Consider the following 11,091-nt stretch of genomic DNA (forward strand, 5'->3'; position numbering starts at 1 on the left):
ATCGGGTCCGGAGGAGACCCGACACTTGGGCTCGACTTCCCGCTCATCGGGGCGCGCGTGCGCCCTCATCGCCGCGCTGGCGCTCGGGCTCGCGCTGCGTGCGCGCGCCGACGGCACCGTCCCCGACGCGCCGCCGTCCGAGAGCGAGCCGCCGGTGCGGCTCCCCGAGGTCGAGGTCCGGGTGCCACGCGCCGAGGTCGAGAAGGATCCGACCGCGTCCGCGACGGTGGTGTCCGCGAGCCGCTTCGAGGGCGAGGCGAAGGACGTGGCGCAGCTCCTCGCCACCGCCCCGGGCGTCTCGGTCACCCGCTACGGCACGCTCGGCCAGCTCGCCACCGTCTCGGTGCGGGGCGTCGCCGCGGACGGCGTGAAGGTGCTGCTCGACGGGCTCCCGCTCGGCACGGCTGGCGGCGGGGTGGATCTCTCGACCATCCCGCGCCAGTGGATCTCGCGCATCGAGGTGGTGCGCGGCGCGGCGGGCGCGCAGTTCGGCGCGGGCGCGCTCGGCGGCGCGGTGAACGTCGTGATGCGCCAGGGCGAGAAGGGCGAGCTCTCCGCCGAGGCGACCACCGGCGCCTTCGGCACCTACGCGATCTCCGCCGACACCGTCGCGGAGGTCGGGCCGTTCTCGCTCTTCGCGGCGGCCACCGGCGAGGACACCCAGGGCGACTTCACCTACGCATTCGACGACCGGCCGTCGCTGCCGGGGAGCCCCCTCGAGGAGCGGACCCGCCGGAACAACGGCGCGCGGCGCGCCGGCGCCCTCGCCAAGTTCGGCGGGGTCGCGAGCGGCTTCCGGGTCGACGGCCTCGCGCAGCTCACGGCCGGGCGGCGCGAGCTCCCCGGCTCGCCCTACCAGCCGACCCCCGCGGACTGGGAGGAGGACGGGCGGGTGCTCGCGATGCTGCGCGTCGCGCGCGCGGTTCACCCTCGCCTCACGCTCGCCGCTCGTGCGTTCGGCCGCCGCGACCTCCTCGACACGCGGCTCGCCGCGATGGGGTCGGACCCCACGCGGCAGCGCGGCGGCGCCGGCGGGCTCGAGCTCGAGGCGGGGCTCACGCACGGTCCGGGCGTCCTCACCGCCGCCGCCTCCGCGGAGGTGGAGGGCTACTCGAGCGACGCGCTCGGCGGGACGCGGAGCCGGCCCGGCTTCGCTGGCGCGCTCGCGGAGGACCTGCTCCTCGCCGGTGGCCGGCTGCGCGTCGGTCCGTCGGTGCGGGCGGAGCGGACCGGCGGATACTCGGGCGTCTCCGCCAAGCTCGGCGCGGCGTTCGAGCTCGCCCGCGGCCTCGCGGTCCGGGCGAGCGGCGGACGGACCTACCGCGTCCCGAGCTTCGCGGAGCTCTACCTCGAGCAGGGACTCCTCGCCCCGAACCGCGACCTGCGGCCGGAGACGGGCGCCGGCGCGGACGCGGGGCTCGTCTACGACGGCGCGCTCGGGCTCCTCTCCGTCGGCGGCCACGCGACCGTCTACGACGACATCATCACGTACGAACCGGCGAGCGTCGGCCGGTTCCGCCCGTTCAACACCGGCCGCGCGTTCGTCGCGGGCGTGGAGGCCGAGGCGGCGACCTCGCCCTGGCGGCGCGCGCTCGGGCTCGCCCTCTCCGGCGCGTACACCTTCCTCCCCACCGAGGTGCTGCGCGGCAGCGCCGACGTGCTCGGGAACGCGCTGCCCCGCCGGCCGCGCCACCGGGTCTACGCGCGGGCCGCGATCTCGCCCGGCCGCCTCGGCGCCCACCTGCAGGTGGAGCACGTGCGCGACCAGTACCTCGACATCCGGAACCAGGCCCGGCTCCCGGACCAGACGATCCTCGGCGCCGGCGCCTCCGTGCGGATCCTTCGCCAGCCGCTCGTGGCCCTCCACCTCGAGGTCGAGAACCTCGGCGACGACCGAACCCTCCTCGACGGCTACGGCAACCCCCTCCCCGGCCGGACGTGGATGGTCACGCTCCGCGCCGGGACCTCATCTCGCAGTGAAAGGACCCCATGACCCTCCGTTCCCCCCTCGCGGTCGCGCTCGCCCTCGCGTTCGCCCTCGGCTGCAAGAAGGACCTCGTCTGCCCCTCGGGCGAGGTCGACTGCGGCGGCCGCTGCGTGTCGCTCCTCACCGATGCCTCGAACTGCGGCTCCTGCGGAGCGACCTGCGGCGCGCTCGAGGCGTGCGGCGCCGGGAGCTGCGGCTGCGCGCCGGGCATCGCCCTCTGCGGCGGGGCCTGCACCGATCTCGCCCGCGACGCACAGCACTGCGGCGCGTGCGAGACGGCCTGCGGCGCGGCCGACTTCTGCACGACGCAGGGGGACGCCACCGCCTGCACCGCGGCGTGTCCCGGCGGGTTCACGGCGTGCGGCCGGTCGTGCGTGGAGCTCGCGACGGATCGGCAGAACTGCGGCGCCTGCGGCAAGGCCTGCGGCGCGGGGGAGGCGTGCCGCGACGGCGCCTGCCGCGCCGAGGTGTTCGTCGCCTGCTACGCGACGGGGGACGTGCGGCCGGTGACGATCGATCTCGCCCCCGCCGGCGCCCCGCGCCTGTCGCGCGGCGGTCCCACGGCGCTCGCAATGGGCGCGGACGTGCTCTACACCGCGAACGGCTTCCCCGCCGGGGTGGGCGTCGTGCCCATCGACGCGAGCCTGCCGACGAGCCTCACCGTGCTCCCCGGAAACGACCTGCAGTACGTCACGACCTACGCCGGCGCGGTGCTCGCCGCGAACTCCGGCGTCGGCACGCTCGTGGTCCTCGACGCGGCGGGCGGGGTGCTCGACGAGATCGTGCTGCCCGGCGACGCACCGAACCCGCACGGGCTCGCCGTCGCCGGGACGACCGCGTACGTCGCGCTGTACGGCAACGGGCCCACGGGCGACCAGACCGCGCCGGTCGGCCAGCAGATCGCGAAGGTCGATCTCTCCGGGCTGGCCGAGTGCGCGAAGCCGGACGCGCCCGCCTGCGGCGCGGGCGGCGCCTGCGCCGCAGGGCGCGAGTGCCGCGACGGCCGCTGCCGGGCGCGCTGCGGCGAGGTCACGGGCACGATCGACGTCCTCGCGGTCCCGGGCAGCGCCGACGCCCCCGGCTATCCGTTCCCGAACCAGGTGGCGACCGTCGGCGCCCGCGTGTTCGTGTCGCTCCCCAACTTGAAGTTCGCGGACTTCGGCGGCGGCTTCGCCGGCTACTTCGCCCCGGCAGGCAACGGACGGCTGCTCGTCGTCGACACCGCCGCGAGCGACGCGACGTCCATCGTGGACCTCGGGCCCGGCTGCAAGAACCCGGGCGACGTCGCGGTGCTGGGCTCGACGGTGTGGATCGCGTGCGGGTCGTTCTCCTTCCCGACCGAGGCCCCCGGCGCGATCGTGCCGGTGGACGTCTCGGGTGCGCCGAAGGTCGGCGCGGCGGTCGACGCGAGCGCGATCGTCCCGGGGAACGTGACGTTCTGCGGCGGGCGCGGCCTCGTGACCGACCAGAGCTCCGGGAAGGTGCTGCCCTTCGACCCTGCGTCGCGTGCCACCGGCGCCGCGACCGAGGTCTGCCCGGTGAATCCCGACACGCACTTCGCCTGGGTGTCCGACATCGCATGCAGCGAGTGATCCGCCCCGCCGCCCTGGCCCTCGCCGTCGCCGCGCTCGCCCTGTCGCGCGCGGCGGCGGACGATCCCCTCCGCCCGAGCGGCAAGGGCGCCGCGGAGGGTGGCGCGATCTGGGTGGGGCCGCGCCCGAAGGCGCCGCCCCGCCGGATCGTCGTGCTCGCGCCGAGCCTCACCGACGTCGTCGTCGCCCTCGGCCACGCGGACCGGCTCGTGGGCGTGACGCGGCTCGACGACTCTCCCGAGGTGAAGGACCTCCCGCGCGTGGGCGGGTTCCTCGACCCGAGCCCGGAGGCGGTGCTCGCGCTCTCGCCCGATCTCCTGCTGTGGGTGACGGACGGCGGCGCCCTCGGCGCGGTGCGGCGCATCGCCGAGCTGTCGGCCGCGTCGCGCCACCCGTTCCCGGTCCTCGCCATCCCGATCGTGAGCGTCGCCGACGTGCTCGCGACGCCGCGCCTCGTGGGCGAGGCGCTCGGAGACCCCGCGGGCGGTGAGCGGCTCTCGCGCTCCCTGCGCGCGGCGGTGGACGACGTGCGGCGCCGGGGGCGGGAGGTGAAGCGCAAGCGCGTCCTCTTCGTCGTCGGGCGGGAGCCGCTCGTGGTGGCGGGTCCGGGGAGCTTCCCCGACGAGCTCCTCGCGCTCGCCGGGGCGGAGAACGTCGTCCGCGGCGAGCGCCCCTGGCCGGTCTACCCGCTCGAGAAGGCGGTCGTGGACGATCCGGAGCTCGTCGTGGACGGCGCGGCGCGCGAGCCGCCGGAGGGGATCGCGCGGCTCGCCGCGATCCCCGCGGTCCGCCGCGGCCGGGTCTTCCGGATCCCGAACGACGATCTCCTGCGGCCGGGGCCGCGCATGGTCCGCGGCCTCGACGCGCTCTTCCGCGGGATCCACCCCGAGGCGAGCCGGTGACCGTGTCCCCCGCGGCCCGGCTCGCGCTCGCCCTCGCCGCGGGCGCCGTGGCCGTCGCCCTCGCGATCGCCCTCTCCTGCGCGCTCGGCGCCCAGCCGATCTCCATCTCCGCCGCGCTCGCGGGGCGCGATCCCGACGCGGCGATCCTCCTCGGGCTGCGGCTCCCGCGCGCGGTGCTCGCCGCGCTCGTCGGCTGCGCCCTCGCCGCCGCGGGGACCGCGCTCCAGGCGCTCCTGCGGAACCCCCTCGCCGAGCCGTTCGTGCTGGGCGTCTCCGGCGGCGCCGCCCTCGGCGGCTCGATCGTGCTCGTCGCGGCGGCGGGGCTCGCGCGCGTCGCCGGGAGCGCGGGCGAGGCGCTCGCAGCGGCGCCGCCGGTCGCGGCCGGCGCCGTGCTCGGAGCGCTCGCCTCGACCGCGCTCGTGTTCGGGCTCGGCCGCGTCGCGGGGCGGCTCGTGCCGGAGGCGGCGCTCCTCGTCGGCATCGTCTTCAACGCCTTCGTCGCGGGCGTCATCACGCTCATCAAGCTGCTCGTCCCGCCCGAGCAGGCGAGCCGGCTCATGTACTGGCTCGTCGGCGCGGTCGGCTACGAGACTCCCGGCACGATCGCCGTCGGGGCCGTCCTCATCGCCCTGTCCGTGGGGGCGCTCGTCGCGCTCTCGGCGCGCCTCAACGTCCTCACGCTCGGCGACGAGGAGGCGGCCTCGCTCGGGGTCGACGTCAGGCGCGCCCGCGCGGCCGTGTTCTTCGCGGCGAGCGCCGCGACGGGCGCGGCGGTCGCGCTCGCCGGCATGGTCGGGTTCGTCGGCCTCATCGTCCCGCACCTCGTGCGCCGCGTGGTCGGCCCCGACCACCGCCTGCTCGTCCCCGCCTCGGCGCTGTTCGGCGCGGCCTTCCTCGTCCTCGCCGACGCGCTCGCGCGGCTCGCCTTCCTCCCGCTCGGCACCGAGCCGCCGGTCGGCGCGGTCACCGCGTTCCTCGGCGGGCCGTTCTTCCTCTGGCTCCTCCGCCGCACCGAGCGGCCGTCGGAGGCGGCGTGAGCGCGCCGGCGCCGGGCCCCATCGTCGAGGTGCGCGGCGCCTCGTTCGCCTACGGCGCGCGGAACGCGCTCGAGGACGTCTCCTTCACCGCGCGCGCGGGCGAGTTCGTCGGGCTGCTCGGCCCGAACGGCGCGGGCAAGTCGACCCTGGTCCGGCTCGTCGCCGGGCTCGCCGCGCCCTCGTCCGGCTCGGTGCGCCTCGCGGGGCTCGACCCCCACGCCGCGTCGCGCCGGGAGGTCGCCCGGGTCTGCGCGCTCGTCCCGCAGGAGCCGCGCGTCGGCTGGCCGTTCACGGTGCGCGAGGCGGTGATGATGGGGCGCACGCCGCACCAGGGCCTGCTCGCCGTGGCGACCCGCCTCGATCACGGGGCGGTGCGCGGCGCCCTCGAGGCCTGCGACCTCCTCCACCTCGCCGGACGCCGGCTCGACGCGCTCTCGGGCGGCGAGCGGCGCCGCGTGTTCTTCGCGCGCGCGCTCGCGCAGGAGCCGCGCGTGCTGCTCCTCGACGAGCCGACCGCCTTCCTCGACCTCGCCCACCAGGTCGCCGTGATGCGGATGGCCCAGCTCGCGGCCCGCGGCGGCCTCTGCGTCGTCGCCGTGCTGCACGACCTGAACCTCGCCGCCGCCGCCTGCGATCGGCTCGTCGTGCTCTCCGGCGGCCGCGTCGTCGCGGAGGGCCGGCCCGCGGACGTCCTCACGGACGCGCGGGTGAGCGCGGTGTGGGGAGTGCCGGTGTGGCGCGGGGAGAACGGGGCGACGGGGAAGCCGATCGTGCTGCCGAACGTGTGAGATGGCCGGCTCCCGGAACGTTCACGGAACAGTCACCGTGGGAGTGCCCGGCCCATCGCGCGAGGAGAGGCGACGCCCCTCCCGGTCAGCGGGGGATCGAGCGTCCTTTCAGGCGGTGAGTGAAACTGACAGCGAGCGTATCGGCCGGGGCGCCGGCGGCGCAGTCACCTCGCGGCGCCGAGCTCTCTCAGGCGTTTCTCGGCGATCTCGTGCTGCCTCGGCGAGATCGGCATGCCGAGGAAGCGCCGGTAGCGCGCCACCGCCTCCGCCTTGCGCCCCCCGTCGCGGTAGACGTCGCCGAGGTTGAGCTGGATGGCCGGGCGCTCCGGAAACTGCTGCTCGCACTCGAGGAGGACCCTCTCCGCGGACGCGTGATCCCCGATCGCCCAGTATGCGAACCCGAGGTTGTTGCAGATCTCGCCCTCGTCCAGGAGACGCCGGCCATCCTGCAACGCGGATCTCCACGACGCGATCGCCTCGGAGCGGCGCCCCGCCTTCCACAGCGCGAGCGCTCCCGCGTCGAGCTCGCGGAGGTCCTCGCGCTCGCGGTCGAAGGCGGCGCTCGCGGTGTCGACCACCGGGCCGAGCGGACGGACGTCGAAGAGCTTGCGCCGAGCATCCCAGCGAACGAGCGTGGAGCAGTTCAGGTGCGCCCCTCCTGGCACGTAGAACTGCTCCAACGTCACGGCTGCGTCCGTGGCGCGCAGGGCGCTCACCGTCCCGAGCCCGCCGCAGCCCGCCGTCGGGCCGGACAACCCGTCCCCCAACTCGACCGTGCGCCCCGCGTCGATCGCTCCGCGTGAGGGGTCGTGGACGAACACCTTCGCCTCGAAGCCCGCGCCCGGATCCCTCTCGTCCACGTACCGCCCGCCGGACTGGACGTACACGAGGAGCAGCCCCGACCCCGGGAGCGTCGCCGCCATCAGCTTCGCCGGTCGCGCAGGGCCTGCAAACTCGACGAATGCACTCGAGGCATGGAAGGTCGCCCTCGCGGACGCGCTCGGGCGGGCGCTCCAGCTCGCTCCGGTCGCCAGCGCGTCGCGCACGGCGTCGGTCGCGAGGAGGTCCCGGCGCGTGACGTCGATCGTGGAGCGCGTCGGGTCCCATGTCACGAAGCAGGCCGGGCGCGGGTCGCGGCCACCCGCGAACCCGATCACCACGGCGCCGCCGATGCTGGCGACGTTCGGCGTCCCGTGCTCGGGCGAGCCGAGGCACCTCGCGTCCGGATCCACACCTCGTATGGCCTCGGCGAGCGCCGCCGTCAGCGCTCCGTCCGGCGCGCCGTTCGCGCGCAGCACGAACGCAGCCTTCGCGCTCGGGCCGTCCGGCTGCGCGGGCCATGCCTCGACCACTGCCACGTGCATCGACGACCCGGGGAGCGGAACGTACTGCTCGTGCGCAGGGAGCGGGCCCCCGAGGAAGGCGCGAACGGCCGGGAGCACGAGGAACCCCGCGGGCACGGGAGCGGCAGCCGGTTCGTGAGGTCCTGCCCGGCTCGTGTTCGTCGCCGGAGCCGCGGCGGTCACGGCGAGCACGAGGGGAAGCGTCCACATGGTTCGTCCGGCGACGCGCAGTCACCCGCCTCGACGACGCAGCTCCGAGCTTCAATCGAACATGTACATCTTCAGCGAAGCCGCGATCGTCCGCGCCGAGGTCGCGTCCAGGCTCTGGCGGTAACCGACGTCGAGCGCCACTCCACCGCGGGTGACGATGCCCGCGCCGAGCGACCACCACGACGTGTCGATCGTCTCGTCGCGCGCCCAGCCGGCGCGGAGCGGGACGAGGCCTCCCAGCAGCACCTCGGCGCCGACGCCGTAGCGGTTCTTCGTCGTCTCGGCGCGGTCGAGGTCTGCGCGCCAGTCCGCGGTGATCTGGAAGACGCGGTCGTTGCCGAGCGTGAGGCCAGCGCCGACGCCCATCGGAGCCACCGCCTCGTTCGCGATGGGCACGAGGTTGTAGCCCACCGCGCCGAGCGAGACCCACTCGCCCACCTGCCAGAACAGTCCGGCGTCGCCGGTCGCCGCGCTCACCTTCTCGTTGGCGCGAAGCGAGAGCCACTTCGCGGCGACGCCCAGGTAGAGCTTCTCGGCGATCGGACCCGCGAGCGCGAGGTGGACGAGGTTCCCCGTGTAGTCCCCGTCGATCGCGCGCAGGTACGAGACGCCCGCGGCCACCGGCGACGAGAGCGAGTCGACCACGGAGCCGCCGAAGAGCTGCGCGACGCGCTCGGCCCCGCGCCGATCGACGAAGCCGCCCGCCTCGACCGAGTAGCGCCGGCGCGCCCCGATCGTCGCGGGGTTCACCAGGATCCCGTCGTTGCCTGCCGCCATCCCCACGCCGGCCGAGAGCGCGAGCGCGCGTGGACCGGCGAGGTCCGGGACCCCACCGGGCGGAGGCAGCTCGGCGGCAGCGGCGTGGGCGGCGACGATGACGGCCGCGAGGGCACTCGTCACGATTCGCGCGTGCACCGGGCGAGGATACGGGGACGTCACGCCCCCGGCAAGGACGCTTGTGGCGGTTTTCGGGAACGCGCTACGGTCGAAAGGTACGGCTCACCCGAGGAGGACCCCATGCGCAAGCGCGACACGGATCGCTACCGTGCTCTGCTCGAGGAGCAGCTCAGCGCGCTCGTGGGGCAGTCCGAGCGGGCGGTCCACGAGATGTCGGGAGGAGAGGGACGGCAGATCCCGGATCCGAACGACCGCGCCACGGCCGAGGAGGGCCGGAACTGGGCGCTCCGCCTGCGCGATCGCGACCGCAAGCTCATCACGAAGATCCAGGAGGCGCTCGCGCGCATCGAGGCCGGCACCTTCGGGCGCTGCACCTCCTGCGGACGCCCGATCGCGGCGGCGCGGCTCCGTGCACGCCCGGTGACGGACCTCTGCATCGGCTGCAAGACCGAGGCGGAGCGGCTCGAGCGCTGAACGGCCGGGTGCGCGCCCGCCCGAGGGTCGTAGGAGCACCCACCGCCTCGCGGCGTCCTGCGGCGTCGACGAGCGGGTCTAGGTCGAGGTCGAGGTCGAGGTCGGAGCCGGAGCCGGAGTCGGGGTCGGCTCCGCGCGGCGAGCCCGCCGGGGCGCACCCCCGATGGAACGCTTGCGGACTTCTGCTCGGCGCTGAGCGGGGCTAGATTGCCGGCACCATGGAGAACCGGACGATCCGCAAGGCCGTCATCCCTGCAGCGGGCCTCGGCACGCGCTTCCTCCCAGCCACGAAGGCGGTCCCGAAGGAGCTGCTCCCCATCGTGGACACGCCCACAATCCAGTACATCGTCGCCGAGGCGGTGGCCGCCGGCGTGCGCGACGTCGTGCTGGTGGTCGCCCGCGGCAAGGAGTCGATCGTCGATCACTTCGACATCGCCGCCGAGCTGGAGGCGCACCTCGAGCGCACCGGGAAGCTCGAGCTCAAGAAGCAGATGCGGTCCATCGCCCAGATGGCGAACGTCATCACCGTCCGCCAGCAGGAGCCGCTGGGGCTCGGGCACGCGGTGCTCTGCGCCCGCGACGTCATCGGCGACGAGCCGTTCGTGGTGATGCTCGGCGACGACATCATCGACGCGAAGGTGCCGGGCGCGAAGCAGCTCGCCGACTGCTACGCGAAGCACGGCCTCGGCACCGTGGCGCTCATGGAGGTCCCGCGCGAGGAGACCTCGATGTACGGCATCGCCGCAGGGTCGGAGATCGAGCCGCGCACCCTCCGGGTGGACCGCCTCGTGGAGAAGCCGAAGCGGGACCCGCCCTCGAACCTCGCGGTGATCGGCCGGTACGTGCTGCCGCCGCGCGTCTTCCAGGTCCTCGAGCAGGTTCGCCCCGGCGTCGGCGGCGAGATCCAGCTCACCGACGCGCTCGCGGTGCTGGCGCGCGAGGACGGGCTGCTCGGCTACCGCTTCGAAGGCGACCGATATGACGCCGGCGACCGATTGGGGTATCTGAAGGCGAACCTCGCGTTCGCGCTGAAGCGCCCCGAGCTCGCGGGCCCGCTGCGCGAGCTGATGAAGGAGATGTCCCGTTGACGAAGCGCCTCCTCGCCGCCCTCGCCGTCGCCGCCCTCGCGCTCCCCGCCGCCGCCTACGTCCTCCCGGTCTCGAGCATCCTCTCGCGCCTCGCCGCGAGGCGCGCCGAGCTCTCGCTCGCCTCGGTCGAGGCCCAGGGGACGTTCCAGGCGGAGGGCCCCGACGCCCAGAAGCTCGCGCAGGCGGCGGGGGTCGAGCTCCGCGGCCAGCAGCTCACCGTACCCGCGCGCTTCCTCATGAAGGTGCCGGGCCGCTGCCGCCTCGAGCTCGCGCCGCTGGACGTCCCGGAGGCGAGCCGGCCGTACGTCGCGATCCGCGACTCCCGCGTCGTCGGCTCGCGCGGTCTCGCCGAGCTCCCCGCCGCGGTCGCGCTCGTCCGCTCGACCTGCGCCCTCCTCGGCCCGTCGCTCGCCGGCGGCGGCGCCTCCGCGTACGCGAGCGTCCTCGGGCGGCGGGGGGTCTCGACCGCGGAGGTGTCCATCGGCCGGTTCGACGGCCGCCTCGCCTACGTCGTCGGCGCGCGATCGAGCAAGGACGCGAAGCCGGTCGCGTACGTGGACAAGGAGACCTTCCAGCCGATGCGGCTCGTCTCGGCAGAGGGCGGCGTGATGCTCGACGTCCGCCTCCTCGGCTGGGGCTCGCCGACGGGCGGCGACTGGTTCCCTCGCGCCGTCGAGGTCTGGAAGGGCGAGGCCGTCCAGCTCCGCTTCACGACGGAGAAGGCCGCCGCGAACCCGCGGCTCGGGGACCCGTTGTTTCCATAGAAGCGGGGG

General features: G+C 75.3%; 10 protein-coding genes. 8 read left to right on the forward strand and 2 right to left on the reverse strand.

Features of this window, described 5'->3' with window-relative positions; all coding sequences use genetic code 11:
- Window positions 1–25: 25 nt before the first annotated feature.
- Genes MLV88_RS17715 through MLV88_RS17735 form a run of 5 tightly spaced genes read left to right on the forward strand, consistent with a single transcriptional unit; the run spans window position 26 to window position 6,306 of the window.
- A complete protein-coding gene (locus MLV88_RS17715) occupies window positions 26–1,993 on the forward strand; it encodes a TonB-dependent receptor plug domain-containing protein (protein WP_242337799.1) in 1,968 nt (655 codons plus the stop codon).
- Complete coding sequence (locus MLV88_RS17720) at window positions 1,990–3,579, forward strand: MXAN_6577-like cysteine-rich protein (RefSeq protein ID WP_242337801.1); 1,590 nt, start codon at window positions 1,990–1,992, stop codon at window positions 3,577–3,579. The genes MLV88_RS17715 and MLV88_RS17720 overlap by 4 nt, the downstream gene beginning before the upstream one ends.
- On the forward strand, window positions 3,567–4,481 hold the full coding sequence (locus MLV88_RS17725) for an ABC transporter substrate-binding protein (RefSeq protein WP_242359815.1): 915 nt from the start codon (window positions 3,567–3,569) through the stop codon (window positions 4,479–4,481). Before MLV88_RS17720 ends, MLV88_RS17725 begins: the two co-directional genes overlap by 13 nt.
- A complete protein-coding gene (locus MLV88_RS17730) occupies window positions 4,478–5,518 on the forward strand; it encodes a FecCD family ABC transporter permease (RefSeq protein WP_243338217.1) in 1,041 nt (346 codons plus the stop codon). Before MLV88_RS17725 ends, MLV88_RS17730 begins: the two co-directional genes overlap by 4 nt.
- On the forward strand, window positions 5,515–6,306 hold the full coding sequence (locus tag MLV88_RS17735) for an ABC transporter ATP-binding protein (RefSeq protein ID WP_243338219.1): 792 nt from the start codon (window positions 5,515–5,517) through the stop codon (window positions 6,304–6,306). The genes MLV88_RS17730 and MLV88_RS17735 overlap by 4 nt, the downstream gene beginning before the upstream one ends.
- 164 nt (window positions 6,307–6,470) lie before the next feature.
- Here MLV88_RS17735 and MLV88_RS17740 read toward each other — a convergent pair whose 3' ends face one another.
- Together MLV88_RS17740 and MLV88_RS17745 are read right to left on the reverse strand one after the other, a co-directional pair.
- Window positions 6,471–7,859, reverse strand: coding sequence for a tetratricopeptide repeat protein (locus MLV88_RS17740; RefSeq protein ID WP_243338222.1), 1,389 nt, complete (start codon window positions 7,857–7,859; stop codon window positions 6,471–6,473).
- Window positions 7,860–7,910: 51 nt separating this feature from the next.
- Window positions 7,911–8,774 carry a hypothetical protein gene (locus tag MLV88_RS17745; RefSeq protein WP_243338224.1) on the reverse strand — a complete coding sequence of 288 codons (864 nt, stop codon included), beginning with the start codon at window positions 8,772–8,774 and terminating at the stop codon, window positions 7,911–7,913.
- Window positions 8,775–8,876: 102 nt separating this feature from the next.
- On the opposite strand from MLV88_RS17745, the gene dksA reads away from it, so the two are divergent.
- The 3 genes from dksA (at window position 8,877) to MLV88_RS17760 (ending at window position 11,082) form a co-directional block, all read left to right on the forward strand.
- Complete coding sequence (dksA, locus tag MLV88_RS17750) at window positions 8,877–9,230, forward strand: RNA polymerase-binding protein DksA (RefSeq protein ID WP_242337813.1); 354 nt, start codon at window positions 8,877–8,879, stop codon at window positions 9,228–9,230.
- Between the two features lie 218 nt (window positions 9,231–9,448).
- The gene (gene galU / locus MLV88_RS17755; protein ID WP_242337815.1) at window positions 9,449–10,318 is read left to right on the forward strand and encodes a UTP--glucose-1-phosphate uridylyltransferase GalU; all 870 of its coding nucleotides are present in this window, start codon (window positions 9,449–9,451) and stop codon (window positions 10,316–10,318) included.
- On the forward strand, window positions 10,315–11,082 hold the full coding sequence (locus MLV88_RS17760; protein ID WP_242337817.1) for a hypothetical protein: 768 nt from the start codon (window positions 10,315–10,317) through the stop codon (window positions 11,080–11,082). Before galU ends, MLV88_RS17760 begins: the two co-directional genes overlap by 4 nt.
- The last annotated feature ends 9 nt before the right edge of the window (window positions 11,083–11,091 follow it).

It is taken from the genome of Anaeromyxobacter soli, assembly GCF_022808855.1.
GTDB lineage: Bacteria > Myxococcota > Myxococcia > Myxococcales > Anaeromyxobacteraceae > Anaeromyxobacter > Anaeromyxobacter soli.

Bases quoted from the DNA above. Each gene is read 5' to 3' on its own strand.
- MLV88_RS17720 (WP_242337801.1), top strand. From the start codon at position 1,990: ATGACCCTCCGTTCCCCCCTCGCGGTCGCGCTCGCCCTCGCGTTCGCC.
- MLV88_RS17725 (WP_242359815.1), top strand. From the start codon at position 3,567: ATGCAGCGAGTGATCCGCCCCGCCGCCCTGGCCCTCGCCGTCGCCGCG.
- MLV88_RS17740 (WP_243338222.1), bottom strand. From the start codon at position 7,859: ATGTGGACGCTTCCCCTCGTGCTCGCCGTGACCGCCGCGGCTCCGGCG.
- dksA (WP_242337813.1), top strand. From the start codon at position 8,877: ATGCGCAAGCGCGACACGGATCGCTACCGTGCTCTGCTCGAGGAGCAG.
- galU (WP_242337815.1), top strand. From the start codon at position 9,449: ATGGAGAACCGGACGATCCGCAAGGCCGTCATCCCTGCAGCGGGCCTC.